Raw genomic sequence first — 14,296 nt, 5'->3', positions numbered from 1 at the left:
ATGCGCGACCGGAGGACGACGAGATGACGGTGACCCTGGCGGACGTGGCAGCCCGCGCCCAGGTCTCGCCCGCGACGGTGTCGCGCGTACTGAACGGTAACTACCCGGTGGCGGCGACCACTCGGGAGCGGGTGCTGCGGGCGGTGGACGAGCTGGACTACGTCCTCAACGGCCCGGCGAGCGCGCTGGCGGCGGCCACCTCCGACCTCGTCGGCATCCTCGTCAACGACATCGCCGACCCGTTCTTCGGGATCATGGCGGGCGCGATCCAGGCGGAGATCGGCGGGCCCGGCGGGCGGGCGGGCGGCGAGCGGCTGGCTGTGGTGTGCAACACAGGGGGTTCGCCCGAGCGGGAGCTGACGTATCTGACCCTGCTCCAGCGGCAGCGGGCGGCGGCCGTGGTGCTGACCGGCGGGGCCGTGGAGGACGCGCCGCACGCGGCGGCGGTGGCGGCGAAGCTGCGGAAGCTGGCGGACGCCGGGACCCGGGTGGTGCTGTGCGGGCGGCCGCCGGCGCCGGACACCGACGCGGTGGCGCTGACCTTCGACAACCGTGGGGGCGGCAAGCAGCTGACCGAGCACCTCATCGGGCTCGGGCACCGGCGGCTCGGGTACATCGCCGGCCCCGAGGAGCGGACGACCACCCGGCACCGGCTGGAGGGCCACCGGGCGGCGCTGGCCGCGGCCGGGATCGAGGAGGATCCGCGCTGGACCGTGCACGGGCGGTACGACCGGCGGGCGGGGTACGAGGCGACGCTGGAGCTGCTGCGGCGGGACCCCTCGCTCACGGCGGTGGTGGCCGCGAACGACTCCGTCGCGCTGGGGGCGTGCGCGGCGCTGCGGGAGTCGGGGCTGCGGATCCCGGCGGACGTGTCGGTGGCCGGCTTCGACGACCTGCCGTTCAGCATCGACGCGGTGCCCGCGCTGACGACGGTGCGGTTGCCGTTGGCGGAGGCGGGGGCGCGGGCGGGGCGGATCGCCATGGGGCGGGAGGAGCCGCCGCCGGGGGGGATCGCGACCGTGCGGGGGGAGTTGATGGTGCGGGGGTCGTCGGGGGCGCCGCGGGGGTGAGGCTCCGGGGGCTTTCCCACCCGCCCACCCGTTCACCGTCCATGAAGAGGTGACGTCCGGGGGCACCCTCGGCAGACGGGGGGCGTGCGCGCCGGTCGCCCGGCCGGGCCCCGAGGGGGCGGCGCCCGGAGGCAACCCCGGCGGAGAGGCAACGTGTGCGTGCGGGCCGCCCGCTGGACCCGAGGAGCGGCACCCGAAACTCCCGCGAGCCCGCCCCGGATGGACGCCCACAGGCACCCCCGGACGAGGCGCGGCATACGTGCGGGCCGCCCGACCGGCCCTTCAGAAGGCGGCGCCCGAGGCTCCCGCGAGGTGACGGCCGACGCTCAAGTTCATCGCCCCGTACGGAATCTGGTGCACGGGTCCGGGTGCCCGCGCACGGGCACCCGGATCCCTCCTTGCTCCCAGGGAGCGTCAGAGACCGCGATCTGGCTCAGTCTCCCCAGCCACTGTCGTAGCCGCCGCCCCAGCCGTAGTCCTCGTCGTCGCCCCAGCCGTAACCGCCGTGGTCGCCGCCGTGGTCGCCGTGGTCGCCGCCGTGGTCGCCGTGACCGCCGTAGTCGTTGTAGTCGCCGCCGTAGCCGCCGTGGTCTCCACCGCCGTGGTCGCCGTAGTCCCCGCCGCCGTGGTCGCCGCCGCCGCCGTGGTCTCCACCGCCACCGTGGTCGCCGCCGCCTCCGCCGTGGTCGCCGCCGCCTCCGCCGCCGCCGTGGTCCGCCAGGAAGGTGACGGCGTGGGCGGGTGCGGAGTTGGTGACCGCGCCGGCGACTCCGGCTCCGGCGCCGAGCGCCAGGATGGGCGCCGAGAACGCTGCGATGGCGACCCTCTTGATCCGTGTGCTGTGCGCGCGCATGTTTCGCCCCTCTCCGAGGGTGTGGATGTGTACGGCGGCCGCTTCAGGGGGCCGCCCTGCGTGCGCTCCAGAGCCTGCGCGCAGCCCTGAGCGCGTCCGCCGCCCTCGATGCCGGTTCTCCGCACCGCACGGGTTCTCCGGCGGACCACGTCACTCCCGAAGTTGAAACGGACATAAGTGACGTTCGTGTATAAACCTACGGCGCTGACGCTTCGAAGTCAAAAGCTGGGCCGGCCCCGGGCAAGAGGAACAAGTAAAGCGCGCGGGGCCCGTGTTCGGGCCGAACACCTTCCGACCTGACGAGGTGACGGGATAGCCTCGGAGGACGGTATCTCTGACTCAGTCAAACATCGGGGACCAGCATGACCGTCCAGGACGTCCGTGCCTTCAACCGCTTCTACACCAATCTCATCGGCGCCCTCGACTACGGCCGCCACCTCTACGCCCCGTACACCCTGACCGAGGCCCGGGTGCTGTACGAGCTCGCGCACTCCACGGACACCGACGCCGCCGACCTGCGCACCGATCTTGCACTGGACGCCGGGTACTTGAGCCGGATCCTCAACAGGTTCGAGGAGGCCGGGCTGATCGAACGCGCCCCCTCGCGCAAGGACCCCCGGCGGCGACGGGTGTCCCTCACCCCGGCCGGCCGGTCCGCCGCCGGGCTGCTGGACGAGCGGGCCCGGGAGTCGGTCGGGGCGCTCCTCGGCTCCGTCGACCCGGGCGAGCGGTCCCGCCTCGCCGAGGCGATGCGCACCATCCGTACGATCCTCGGCGACGGGGCCGCCCCGGACGCCGCCGGCGAGGCCGTGCTGCGCGAGCCGCACCCCGGCGACCTGGGCTGGATCGTGCAGCGCAACGCCGCGCTGTACGCCGCCGAGTACGGCTTCAACGCCGACTACGAGGGGCTCGTGGCCCGGATCGTCGCCGACTACGCAGAGGACCACGACCCGCACCTGGAGCGGACCTGGATCGCCGAGTGGGCAGGGCGGCCGGTGGGCTGCGTGATGTGCGTACGGGACGACGCCCCCGGCACCGCGCGGCTGCGGCTGCTGCTGGTCGAGCCGGAGGCCCGCGGGCTCGGCATCGGGGACCGGCTGGTGGGCGCCGTGGTCGACTTCGCGCGCGGGGTCGGCTACCGGGACCTGGTGCTGTGGACCAACGACATCCTGTCCTCGGCCCGCCGCCTCTACCAGCGGCACGGCTTCGTCCTCAGCGCCGAGAAGCCGCACCGATCCTTCGGGCAGGACCTGGTCGGGCAGGACTGGCGGCTCGATCTGCACAGAACGGGCCGGTGAGACTAGGTTGGTGGACATGAAGTTCGCCTTCTCGACCCTCGGGGTCCCCGGTCTGCCCGTCACGGACGTCCTGGCGCTCGCCACCGCGCACGGATACCACGGGGTGGAGCTGCGCGCCCATCCGGAGGAACCGGTGCACCCCGGTATCGGGCCCGCCCAACGCTCCGACATCGCCGCCGAGTTCAAGTCGTGCGGGGTGGAAGTCCTGGGCGTCGCCGGGTACGCGCGTGTCGCCGCGCCCGGCGAGGACGCCCCGGTCATCGACGAGGTGCGCCAACTCCTCCAGCTCGCCCACGACCTGGGCGCCCCCTTCGTCCGTGTCTTCCCCGGCGCGGACCGCGACCTGCCCGTCGCCGAGTCCGACGCGATCGCCGCCCGGCGGCTCGGCACGGTCGCCGAGGACGCCGCGGCGCTCGGCGTACGCGTCCTGCTGGAGACCCACGACTCGCACCGCACCGGCGCCGACGCCATCCGCGTCCTCGGCCCGGTCGGCCACCGCATGGCCGGGGCGCTCTGGGACGTGATGCACACCTGGCTCGGCGGGGAACAGCCCGCCGAGACGTACGCCGCCCTCGCCCCCCACCTCGGCTACGTCCAGGTCAAGGACATCGCCTCGGCCGAGGACACCACCCCGCTGCCGCTCGGCGCCGGGATCCTGCCCCTCGCCGACTGCGTGGAGGTCCTCTCCCGGCACGGCTGGGACGGCTGGCTGTGCTGGGAGTACGAGAAGCGCTGGTACGAGTCGGCGGCCCCGCTGCCCGCTCTGCTGCAGGCGGGCCGCGACCACCTGGCCCGGCTGCTCAACGAATCGGCCTGACGACGACGCGCCGGCGGGCAGACGCGGCCGCGGCGCGGGGACGGGTCCTCAGGCGGCGTCGAGCGGGCTCCCCCAGCCCGCCGTCAGGTCCCCGAACGCCTCGTGGAAGTCCGGGAAGGGCGCGGGCGGTGACGGACTTGGAACCGGGGACGCGGGCGAGGGGCATGCGTCGATGATCTCCGGTTCCCGGCGGGCGGGGGGATGCCTGTCCATGGGGTGGAACACGGGGATCGCCGGGTGCGGGCCGGTGGGGGTTGCTCGCGCAGTTCCTCCCCCAGCCTTCGGCCGGGGGTGCCCCCAGCGCCCCTTCGGGGCGCTGCACGGCGTGCCCCCTCCAATGCGCCGATGGCGGCCCCTTTCCGGCTACCGTGCCCTCAGCCGTTCCCCCCACCGCAAGGAGCGCACGTGCCCTCCAGACGCACCCTCCTCGCCGCGACCGCGGGCGTCACCGCGGCACTGGCCGTCGGCAACAGCGCGTACTCCCTCGGCTCCGACGACGGGAGACTGCGCCCGCTCATCTCCCGGATGACTCTCCCGGAGAAGGTCGGCCAGCTGTTCGTGGTGCGGTTCTACGGCCACTCCGCGACCGCCCCCGACCAGGCCGACATCGACGCCAACCTCAGGGAGATCGGCGTCCGCACCGCCGCCGAGCTCGTCGCGAAGTACCGGGTCGGCGGCGTCATCTACTTCACCTGGACCCACAACACCCGTGATCCCCGGCAGATCGCCGAGCTGTCGAACGGCATCCAGCGGGCGTCCCTGGACCAGCCGCGCGGGCTTCCCGTGCTCATCGCCACCGACCAGGAGCACGGCGCCGTCTGCCGGATCGGCGAGCCCGCCGCCCTCTTCCCGGGCGCGATGGCGATCGGGGCGGGCGGCTCGACGGCCGACGCCTGCACCCTCGGCCGGGTCTCCGGCGCGGAACTGCGGGCGATGGGCGTCCGCCAGGACTACTCCCCGGACGCCGACGTCAACGTGAACCCGGCCAACCCGATCATCGGCGTGCGCTCCTTCGGCGCCGATCCGCACGCGGTGGGCGCGCTGGTCGCCGCCGAGGCGAAGGGGTACCAGGAGGTCGGGGTGGCCGCCACCGCCAAGCACTTCCCCGGGCACGGCGACACCGCCGTGGACAGCCACACCGGCTTCCCCGTCATCACGCACAGCCGGGAGCTGTGGGAGAAGCTCGACGCGGTGCCCTTCCGGGCCGCGATCAGGGCCGGCATCGACTCGATCATGACCGCGCACATCCAGTTCCCGGCCCTGGACGGCTCCGGCGACCCGGCCACCCTCTCCCACCCCGTCGTCACCGGCATCCTGCGCGGCGAACTCGGCTACGACGGGGTCGTGGTGACCGACTCGCTGGGCATGGCGGGCGTGCGGACGAAGTACGGTGACGACCGGGTGCCCGTGCTCGCCCTCAAGGCCGGCGTCGACCAGCTGCTCGACCCGCCCGACCTCGACGTGGCGTGGCACGCCGTCCTGAAGGCCGTACAGGACGGCGAGCTGACGGAGTCCCGGCTGGACGAGTCGATCCTGCGCATCCTGCGGCTGAAGTCGCGGCTGGGGCTGCTGGACCGGCCGTACGCCGACGCGAAGGACGTGCGCCGGGTGGTCGGCACGGCCGAGCACCTGGCCGCCGCCGACCGCGTCGCCGAGCGCACCACCACCCTGCTGGTCAACGAGGACGGCGTGCTCCCGCTGTCGCCCCGTACGCACGGCAAGCTGCTGGTGGTGGGCGCCGACCCGGCCTCCCCGTCCGGCACGACGGGCCCGCCCACCGGTGTCCTGGCCGCCGCCCTCACCGAACTCGGGTTCGCCGCACGCGCGTTGTCCACCGGTACGGACCCCTCCGCCGCGACGATCGACAGCGCGGTCGCGGCGGCCGGCGGGACGGACGCGGTGGTCGTCGGGACGTACAACGTCACCGCGGGCGGCGGACAGCGGAAGCTGGTGGAGCAACTGGTCGGCACCGGGCGACCGGTCATCGTGGTAGCGGTGCGCAATCCCTATGACGTCGCGCAACTGCCCATGGTGAAGGCCTGTTTGGCCACCTACTCCTGGACCGACGTCGAACTGCGGGCCGCCGCCCGGGTGATCGCGGGCCGGGTGGCGCCCCGGGGCAGCCTGCCGGTGCCGGTGCAGCGCGCGGACGACCCGGCGCGGGTGCTGTACCCGATCGGCCACGGGCTGACGTACCGGACGCACGGGACCGACCGGGTGTGAGCCCCCGACGGACGGGAAGCCTCCCGCACGGCCGGCGCGGGCCGTGACCGCGGGCCATGGCGGCACGGGGGCGGTATCAGGAACCGGCGTGTCGCGGGCGGGCCGGTGACGCCGGTCTTCGCGCCGCCGGCCTCGTCCGGGGCACCGGCCTCAGCAGAGGATCCACCCCGAACTCACCGAGCCGTCCGCCACCGCGCCCTTCACCCAGACGCAGCGGTGACCGGCGTGGACGGTCACCGGGCCCGCGCGACGGGTGTACCTGCCCTTGTCGACGACCGGGCGGTTGCCGCGGGCCTGGACGCTGACGGACATGGTGCGCTCGGTGCCGGGGTCCTTGGAGAGGGTGACCGCGCAGACGTAGCCGCCCTGCCGGTAGACGTGCACCGTGCCGGTGGCGAAGGGCAGCGTCCGGACCTCCCGGCCGGCGCAGTTCCCGGCCGTCACCGCCTCGGCCCGCGCCGGTGCCACGAGGGCCAGCGCCCCCGAGACGGCCAGTACGGCCGCGCCGAACGCCAGCCGCCGTCGTGTCGCACCACTGTCCACCGTCGTCCCCTCCCGTGCCACGGCCGCACCCCATCCATGTACGTACTGATGTACGGACGCACGACGTATGTCGGATGGTTGCACGGCCGTCAGGGATCCGGGCGCGCCGCCCCCGCTCCGCTGCTCCGTGGCCGGGCGGCGGCTCAGCGGGCGGCGCCCACCGGCTCCTCCGGTTCCTCGGACCGGCCGATGAAGGCGCGCCACAGTTCGGCGTACCGGCCGCCGCGCGCGAGGAGTTCCTCGTGGGTGCCGTCCTCGGCGACCCGGCCGTGGTCCATGACCACGACCCGGTCGGCGCGGGCGGCGGTGGTCAGCCGGTGGGCGACCACGAGCGTCGTACGACGGCCCGCGAGGCGGTCGGTGGCCAGGTTGACCTGTGCCTCGGTGGCCAGGTCGAGCGCCGCCGTCGCCTCGTCGAGGAGCAGCACGTCGGGATCGACGAGTTCCGCGCGGGCCAGCGCGATCAGCTGGCGCTGGCCGGCCGAGAGGTTGCGGCCGCGCTCGGCCACCTGGTGGAGGTAGCCGCCGTCGAGGGTGGCGATCATCTCGTGGGCGCCGACCGCGCGGGCCGCCGCCTCCACCTCGGCGTCGCTCGCCCCCGGCCGTCCGTACGCGATGGCGTCCCGGACGGTCCCTGGGAAGAGGTACGCCTCCTGGGGGACCACGCCCAGACGGTGCCGGTACGAGGAGAGGTCCAGGTCGCGCAGGTCGGTGCCGTCGGCCGTCACCCGGCCGCCCGTCGGGTCGTAGAACCGCGCGACCAGCTTGACCAGGGTCGACTTGCCCGCGCCGGTCTCGCCGACGAAGGCGACGGTCTGCCCGGCCGGGATGACCAGGTCGACCCCGGTGAGGGCCGCGTCGGAGTCGTCGGCGCCGCCGTAGGAGAAGCGCACGTCCTCGAAGGCGATGTCGCCGCGCAGCCGGCCGACCTCGCGCGGCCGCTCGGCGGACCCGGTGGAGGTCGGCTCGCGCAGGAGTTCCTGGATGCGGCCGAGGGACACGGTCGCCTGCTGGTAGCCGTCGAAGACCTGGGAGAGCTGCTGGACGGGCGCGAAGAACAGGTCGATGTACAGGAGGTAGGCGACCAGCGCGCCGGTGGTGAGGGTGGCCGCCTCGACCCGGTGCGCGCCCGCGATCAGCACGCTCGCGGCGGCCACCGAGGACAGCAGCTGGACGAACGGGAAGTAGAGCGATATCAGGTGCTGTCCCCGGATCCGGGCCCTGCGGTAGCTCTCGCTGCGCTCGGCGAAGCGCAGGGAGCCGTCGCGCTCCCGCCGGAAGGCCTGCACGATCCTGAGGCCCGCCACCGACTCCTGGAGGTCGGCGTTGACCAGCGACACCCGCTCACGGGCGAGTTCGTACGCCTTCACGCTCGCCCGGCGGAAGAAGAAGGTCGCGACGATCAGCGGGGGCAGGGTGACGAAGACGACGAGCGCGAGCTGCACGTCGATCACCAGCAGGGCGGCCATGATGCCGAAGAAGGTGACGACGGAGACGAACGCGGTGACGAGGCCGGTCTGCAGGAAGCTCGACAGGGCGTCCACGTCCGTGGTCATCCTGGTCATGATCCGGCCGGTCAGCTCCCGCTCGTAGTAGTCGAGCCCGAGCCGCTGGAGCTGGGCGAAGATCTTCAGCCGCAGGGAGTAGAGGACCCGTTCGCCGGTGCGGCCGGTCATCCGGGTCTCGCCGACCTGGGCCGCCCACTGGGCGAGCACCGCGCACAGCCCCAGCAGCGCGGCCGCCCAGACCGCGCCGAGCGCCATCCGGGAGACGCCCTGGTCGATGCCGTGCCGGATCAGCACCGGGAGGAGCAGGCCCAGGGCGGCGTCCGCGGCGACCAGGCCGAGGCTGACCAGGAGCGGTGCGCCGAAGCCCCGCAGCAGGCGGCGCAGGCCGTAGGAGTCCTCGGGGCGGACCGCGCCGGCCTCGTCGATGTCGGGGGTGTCGGTCGCCGGGGGCAACGCGTCCACCTGGGCCAGGAGTTCGGGGGTGGCGGGGGTGCCGGAGAGGGCGAGGTCCCGGGGCGTGCGGTCGCCGGTCCACAGGCGCGGGGTCACACCGCGCTCGGCGTCGAACTCGGCGTCCAGCTCTTCCCGTACCGACGTGTCCTCGGCCGGGCCCGCGGGCAGGGCGTGGCCCGGGGAGACGCCGCCCAGCTCGTCGGGGTCGGTGAGCAGCCTGCGGTAGAGAGCGGACCGTTTCTGCAGCTCCTCGTCGGTGCCGATGTCGGCGAGCCGGCCGCCGTCGAGGACGGCGATGCGGTCGGCGAGGTTGAGGGTCGAGCGGCGGTGCGCGATGAGCAGGGTCGTGCGGCCCCGCATCACGTGGGTGAGCGCCTCGTGGATCTCGTGCTCCACCCGGGCGTCGACGGCCGAGGTGGCGTCGTCGAGGACGAGCAGCCGCGGGTCGGTGAGGATGGCGCGGGCGAGGGCGACCCGCTGGCGCTGGCCGCCGGAGAGGGTGAGGCCCTGCTCGCCGACCTTGGTGTCGTAGCCGTCGGGCAGCTCGGCGATGAAGCGGTCGGCCTGGGCGGCGCGGGCGGCTTCGCGGATCTCCTCGTCGGTCGCGTCCGGACGGCCGTACGCGATGTTGTTGCGGACCGTGTCCGAGAAGAGGAACGAGTCCTCCGGGACCAGGCCGATCGCGGCCCTGAGCGAGTCGAGGGTCAGCTCGCGCACGTCGTGGCCGCCGACCAGGACGGCGCCGTGGGTGACGTCGTAGAAGCGCGGCAGCAGGAGGGAGACCGTGGACTTGCCGGAGCCCGAGGAGCCGACGACGGCGAGGGTCTCGCCCGGGCGGATCTCGAAGCTCAGCCCCTGGAGGACGGGACGCTCGTCGTCGTACCCGAAGGAGACGTCGTCGAACTCGACGGTCGCGGGCGCGTCGGCGGGGAGGGTCTTGGTGCCCTCCTTCAGGGTCGGCTCGGTGTCGATCAGCTCAAGCACCCGTTCGGTGCCGGCGCGGGCCTGCTGGCCGACGGTGAGGACCACGGCGAGCATCCGGACCGGACCGACCAGCTGGGCGAGGTAGGAGGAGAAGGCGACGAAGGTGCCGAGGGTGATGTGGCCGCGCACCGCGAGCCAGCCGCCGAGCGCCAGCGTGGCGACCTGGCCGAGGGCCGGGACGGCCTGGAGCGCCGGGGTGAACCTGCTGTTCAGCCGTATGGTCCGCAGCCGCCCGGCGAAGAGCCTGCGCCCGACCTCGCGGAGCTTGCCGGTCTCCTGCTCCTCCTGCCCGAAACCCTTCACCACGCGCACGCCGCTCACGGCGCCGTCGACCACCCCGGCGACGGCGGCGGCCTGGGCCTGGGCGTACCAGGTGGCGGGGTGGAGCTTGCTGCGGCTGCGCCTGGCGATCCAGTAGAGGGCCGGGGCGACGGCGAGGGCGACGAGGGTGAGCGGCGGTGACAGCCAGGCCATGATGGCGAGGGAGAGCAGGAAGAGGAGGACGTTGCCGATGGTCATCGGCAGCATGAAGAGGAGGCCCTGGATCAGCTGGAGGTCGCTGGTGGCCCGGCCGACGACCTGGCCCGTGGACAGCTCGTCCTGGCGCCGCCCGTCGAGCCGGGTGAGGGTGTCGTACATCTGCGTGCGCAGGTCGTACTGGACGTCGAGGGCGAGCCGGCCGCCGTAGAAGCGGCGGACGTAGGTGGCCGCGTAGACGAGGACGGCGGCCCCGACGAGCGCGCCCGCCCAGGGCCCCATCGACCGGCTGTGAGCACCGATCACGTCGTCGATGATCACCTTCGTGATGAGCGGTACGACGGCCAGCACGGCCATTCCGGCCAGCGAGGACCCGAGCGCGAGCACGACGTCCCGAGGATGCCGCCAGGCGTAGCCCGCCAGCCTCCGCGCCCAGCCACCCTGCTGCCGCTCCCCCTGTTGCACTGCCACGCGGTGCCCTCCGATCGCCCTGCTCTTCCGCAACGCCACAACACCCCGGGAAGCGGATTTCATCCCTCCGCAACAAACCGGCCCGCCGCACCCTCCGCACCACGGGCGGAGGCCGCCGCCAGTACCGCGGCGAGGAAGCGGCGCACCGTCTCCAGTTCGGCCGGTTCGAACCCCTCCGCGGCCGCCACCACCTCGCCGATCACCGGACCGAAGAACGCCCACCCGAGTTCCGTGGCCCTCTCCTCCACCTCCAGGAGCACGCGGCGCCGGTCGGCGGTGTCCCTGCCGCGCCGGACCAGCCCGAGCCGCTCCAGCCGGTCCACCAGGGCGGTAGTCCCCGCGGAGTTCAGGTGCAGCTGCCCGCCGAGCCACCCGGGAGTGGCACGGGTACCGGTGCGCGCCGCGTCCAGCAGGTGGATCAGCGCCCGCACATCGGTGGGGTGCAGTCCGTGACGCGCGGCGAACTCGGCGCCGAGCAGATCGAACTCGACGGTGACCGCGCGCAGCAGGTGGACCAACCGCATCGCCGGGCTCTGGTCGTCCATGTACACCTCCCGGATCCGTGACTCCCGCTAACATCTCGCTCAACGAGATTATCGCTCAGCGAGAGGAACGTCCGTGACCTCTTTCGATCGCGTCTACGAAGAGCTTCGCGCCCGCTGGCCCGGGTCCACCGAGGAGCGCGACGTCGCCACGCCGTACGGGCGCACCCGGGTCCATGTGTACGGCCCGGAGGACGGCGCCCCCCTGGTGCTGCTGCCGGGAGGCTCCGCCACCGGACTGGTCTGGTTCGCCAACGCGCCGGCCCTCGGCGAGCGGTACCGGGTCCACGCGGTCGACCTGCTGGGCGACGCCGGCCGCACCGAACGCCGCGGCGGCGCGCCGCGGACCGCCGACGACCTCACGGCCTGGCTTGACGCACTGCTGGACGGACTCGGACTCGCCCGCACCCGGCTGTGCGGGCACTCGTACGGAGCCTGGCTGGCCGTCCGGTACGCCCTGTACGCGCCCCGGCGGGTCGACCGCCTCGCCCTCGTCGACCCGACCCAGGTCTTCGCCGGATTCCGTCCCGGCTACCTGTTGCGCGCGCTGCCCACCCTGATCCGCCCGACGGAGGCCCGCGCCCGCGCCTTCCTGGCCTGGGAGACGGCGGGCAGCCGCCCGGACGAGACCTGGCAGCGCCTGTACGCGCTGGCCTCCACCGTCCCCGGCCGCAAGCTCGTCGTGGGCGGCCGTCCCCGGACCGCCGGCCTCGACATGCCGGTACTGGTCCTGCTCGCCGAGCACAGCCGCGCCCACCACGCCCGCAAGGTCGCCGGAAGGGCCCGCCGGGCACTCCCGCGGGGCGAGGTCGTCCTGCTCCCCGACGCCACCCACCACTCCCTGCCGCTCACCACGCCGCAGCAGCTGAACGACCGTCTGACGGACTTCCTGGGGCGGCCGTTCGGGGTGACCGTCGCGCAAGCCGACGGCCCGACCGGATAACGGAACGTCAAAGCCGCCCGCTCTCGTACAACCATTCGTGCGAACACCCGCGTCAGAACGGGCATGACTCCTCGGATATCCAGACGTGCCAGAGCGCTGGCGGCAGTTGCCGGCGGCGCCGCGCTCACCGTGGGCCTGGCCGCCGTGCCCGCCTCGGCCGCCGCACCCGCGGTCAGTTGTACGTCCGCGAAGGCGGCCCTCGCCACGAAGTTGAAGACGGACATCACCGCGGCCGTCGCCAACCGCAGGGGGACGATCGCCGTCGGGCTGTACGACCGGTCCACGAAGACGACCTGCACGCTCCGCTCCACCACGCACTACGACTCGGCCAGCACGGTCAAGGTCACCGTCCTCGCCACGCTGCTGTGGGACGCGAAGAAGCACAACCGGTACCTGACGGCCACCGAGCAGACGCTCGCCAAGGCCATGATCACCAAGTCGGACAACGACGCGACCAGCAAGCTGTGGAAGCAACTGGGCCTGACGAAGATCAAGGGCTTCCTCAGCGCCGCCGGCATGACGCAGACGACCCCGGGCGCCGACAACTACTGGGGCCTGACCCAGATCGACGTGCGCGACGAGCAGAAGCTGCTCGCTCTCGTCACCGCCAAGAACAGTGTGCTCAGCGACAACGCGCGGGCCTACATCCTGAAGCTGATGGGGCAGGTCATCTCGTCCCAGCGGTGGGGCACCCCCTACGGCGCTCCCTCCGGTGTCTCCGTGCACGTCAAGAACGGCTGGCTGCAGCGCGCGACGCACGGCTGGCGGGTGCACAGCCTCGGCACGTTCACGGGCGGCGGCCACGACTACCAGATGACCGTCCTGACGCAGGACAACAGCACGATGTCCTACGGCATCGACACGATCCAGGCCGTCGCGAAGGTGATCCACAGGGATCTCAAGGCGTCCTGAGACGCTCAAAGCGACGTGAGACCCCGAAGCGACATGAGGCCCCCTCGGGCCGGAAATCGGCCTTCTTTCACGAGGCGGCCCCCGGCCCGTCACCGGCGCGCCCTACGGTGACCGCCATGCGCCTGCGAACCGTACTCGCCACCGTCACCGCCGGCCTGGCGGCGGCCACCTGTCTGCCCGCCGCCGGGCCCGCCACCGCGGTCACCCCCGACCCGGCCGCCGGCCACGCCTGTTCGCCCGCGGTCTCCCTCGACGGCTTCTCCGACGCCCTCGACAAGACGACCTTCGGCGGCTATTTCGTCGGCAACCTCTCCGCGCTCGCCGTCGACGCGGACGGCTCCCTGGCCGCCCTCGCCGACCGCTCCTACCTCTTCGACCTGGACGCGAGGACGCTCGCACCGAAGAAGGTCGTGCCGCTCGCCGACGAGAACGGCGCCGCGCTGGACTCCGAGGGCCTGGTGGTGGACCGGGACGGCACCCGGCTGATCACCTCCGAGACCGAGCCGTCCGTCCGCCGCTACTCGCCGGACGGCAGGATCCTGGACCGCCTCCCGGTGCCGTCGTCCCTGCTGGTGTCCCCCGCCGGGCGGGCCACCGCCAACCAGACCTTCGAGGGCCTGACCCTGCTGAACGGCGGCCGCACCCTGCTGGCGTCCATGGAGGACGCGATCTCCGGCGACACCCCGGGAACCGTCCGCTTCCAGACCTGGCAGCGAACGAAGGGCGACCACTTCCGGCTGTCCGCCCAGTACGCCTACCGCACCGACGACCCGACCCTCGGCGTCCCCGAGGTGCAGGCGCTGCCCGACGGCCGGCTGCTGGTCCTGGAGCGCGGGTTCACCACCGGCGTCGGCAACACCGTCCGGCTCTTCCTGGCCGACCCGCGGCACGCCACGGACACCCGCGACATCCAGAGCCTGACCGGCCAGGCGGGCGTCCGCCTGATCAGGAAGACCCTGCTCACGGACATCGCGAGCTGCCCGTCCCTGGGCGCCACGGCCAAGCAGCCCCAGCCCAACCCCCTCCTCGACAACATCGAGGGCATGGCCGTCACCGGCCGCGCGAAGGGCGCATACCAGGTCCTCCTGGTCAGCGACGACAACCAGAACGCGGCGCAGACGACCCGTTTCTACTCCCTGCGGGTGCGTGTCTGACCGATGCCGTCGGGCAACCGGCAGAGCGCGGGTCCGCCGGGATGCGGA

General features: G+C 73.4%; 12 protein-coding genes. 7 read left to right on the top strand and 5 right to left on the bottom strand.

Going from position 1 to position 14,296, the window contains the following annotated elements:
• The first annotated feature begins 23 nt into the window (after nt 1–23).
• Complete coding sequence (locus AB0958_RS03315) at nt 24–1,070, top strand: LacI family DNA-binding transcriptional regulator (protein ID WP_366888588.1); 1,047 nt, start codon at nt 24–26, stop codon at nt 1,068–1,070.
• A gap of 433 nt (nt 1,071–1,503) precedes the next feature.
• Here the strand turns inward: AB0958_RS03315 and AB0958_RS03310 are convergent, their stop codons facing one another.
• Complete coding sequence (locus AB0958_RS03310) at nt 1,504–1,923, bottom strand: hypothetical protein (protein WP_366888587.1); 420 nt, start codon at nt 1,921–1,923, stop codon at nt 1,504–1,506.
• 362 nt (nt 1,924–2,285) lie between these two features.
• Here AB0958_RS03310 and AB0958_RS03305 point away from each other — a divergent pair, with 362 nt between their 5' ends.
• Nucleotides 2,286–3,221 carry a bifunctional helix-turn-helix transcriptional regulator/GNAT family N-acetyltransferase gene (locus AB0958_RS03305; RefSeq protein WP_366888586.1) on the top strand — a complete coding sequence of 312 codons (936 nt, stop codon included), beginning with the start codon at nt 2,286–2,288 and terminating at the stop codon, nt 3,219–3,221.
• Nucleotides 3,222–3,237: 16 nt separating this feature from the next.
• A complete protein-coding gene (locus AB0958_RS03300; protein WP_366888585.1) occupies nt 3,238–4,038 on the top strand; it encodes a sugar phosphate isomerase/epimerase family protein in 801 nt (266 codons plus the stop codon).
• Nucleotides 4,039–4,086: 48 nt separating this feature from the next.
• Here AB0958_RS03300 and AB0958_RS03295 read toward each other — a convergent pair whose 3' ends face one another.
• Nucleotides 4,087–4,251, bottom strand: a complete 165-nt coding sequence (locus AB0958_RS03295) for a hypothetical protein (protein WP_366888584.1) — start codon at nt 4,249–4,251, stop codon at nt 4,087–4,089.
• 192 nt (nt 4,252–4,443) lie between these two features.
• Between AB0958_RS03295 and AB0958_RS03290 the strand changes: the two genes are divergently transcribed.
• Nucleotides 4,444–6,261 (top strand): glycoside hydrolase family 3 protein, encoded by a 1,818-nt coding sequence (locus AB0958_RS03290; protein ID WP_366888583.1) that lies wholly within the window; start codon nt 4,444–4,446, stop codon nt 6,259–6,261.
• Nucleotides 6,262–6,411: 150 nt separating this feature from the next.
• On the opposite strand, the gene AB0958_RS03285 is transcribed toward AB0958_RS03290, so the two are convergent.
• From AB0958_RS03285 to AB0958_RS03275, 3 genes are all read right to left on the bottom strand, one after another.
• Nucleotides 6,412–6,804, bottom strand: coding sequence for a hypothetical protein (locus AB0958_RS03285; RefSeq protein ID WP_366888582.1), 393 nt, complete (start codon nt 6,802–6,804; stop codon nt 6,412–6,414).
• A gap of 143 nt (nt 6,805–6,947) precedes the next feature.
• A complete protein-coding gene (locus tag AB0958_RS03280) occupies nt 6,948–10,697 on the bottom strand; it encodes an ABC transporter ATP-binding protein (RefSeq protein WP_366888581.1) in 3,750 nt (1,249 codons plus the stop codon).
• A gap of 59 nt (nt 10,698–10,756) precedes the next feature.
• A complete protein-coding gene (locus AB0958_RS03275; RefSeq protein ID WP_366888580.1) occupies nt 10,757–11,242 on the bottom strand; it encodes a MarR family transcriptional regulator in 486 nt (161 codons plus the stop codon).
• A gap of 73 nt (nt 11,243–11,315) precedes the next feature.
• Here AB0958_RS03275 and AB0958_RS03270 point away from each other — a divergent pair, with 73 nt between their 5' ends.
• The 3 genes from AB0958_RS03270 to AB0958_RS03260 all read left to right on the top strand — a co-directional run bounded on the left by AB0958_RS03270 (nt 11,316) and on the right by AB0958_RS03260 (nt 14,248).
• Nucleotides 11,316–12,182, top strand: a complete 867-nt coding sequence (locus AB0958_RS03270) for an alpha/beta hydrolase (protein ID WP_366888579.1) — start codon at nt 11,316–11,318, stop codon at nt 12,180–12,182.
• A 63-nt stretch (nt 12,183–12,245) separates the two neighbouring features.
• Nucleotides 12,246–13,094 carry a serine hydrolase gene (locus AB0958_RS03265; protein ID WP_366888577.1) on the top strand — a complete coding sequence of 283 codons (849 nt, stop codon included), beginning with the start codon at nt 12,246–12,248 and terminating at the stop codon, nt 13,092–13,094.
• A gap of 116 nt (nt 13,095–13,210) precedes the next feature.
• On the top strand, nt 13,211–14,248 hold the full coding sequence (locus AB0958_RS03260; RefSeq protein WP_366888576.1) for an esterase-like activity of phytase family protein: 1,038 nt from the start codon (nt 13,211–13,213) through the stop codon (nt 14,246–14,248).
• The last annotated feature ends 48 nt before the right edge of the window (nt 14,249–14,296 follow it).

The sequence above is a fragment of the Streptomyces sp. NPDC006655 genome (assembly GCF_040703965.1).
Taxonomy (GTDB): domain Bacteria; phylum Actinomycetota; class Actinomycetes; order Streptomycetales; family Streptomycetaceae; genus Streptomyces.
Note: the sequence above shows the minus strand (reverse complement) of the source record. Positions and strands in the feature narration are given on the sequence as shown.

Coding starts and splice junctions, on each gene's coding strand:
- AB0958_RS03315 (WP_366888588.1), top strand. CDS start 24: ATGACGGTGACCCTGGCGGACGTGGCAGCCCGCGCCCAGGTCTCGCCC.
- AB0958_RS03310 (WP_366888587.1), bottom strand. CDS start 1,923: ATGCGCGCGCACAGCACACGGATCAAGAGGGTCGCCATCGCAGCGTTC.
- AB0958_RS03305 (WP_366888586.1), top strand. CDS start 2,286: ATGACCGTCCAGGACGTCCGTGCCTTCAACCGCTTCTACACCAATCTC.
- AB0958_RS03300 (WP_366888585.1), top strand. CDS start 3,238: ATGAAGTTCGCCTTCTCGACCCTCGGGGTCCCCGGTCTGCCCGTCACG.
- AB0958_RS03295 (WP_366888584.1), bottom strand. CDS start 4,251: ATGGACAGGCATCCCCCCGCCCGCCGGGAACCGGAGATCATCGACGCA.
- AB0958_RS03275 (WP_366888580.1), bottom strand. CDS start 11,242: ATGGACGACCAGAGCCCGGCGATGCGGTTGGTCCACCTGCTGCGCGCG.
- AB0958_RS03265 (WP_366888577.1), top strand. CDS start 12,246: ATGACTCCTCGGATATCCAGACGTGCCAGAGCGCTGGCGGCAGTTGCC.
- AB0958_RS03260 (WP_366888576.1), top strand. CDS start 13,211: ATGCGCCTGCGAACCGTACTCGCCACCGTCACCGCCGGCCTGGCGGCG.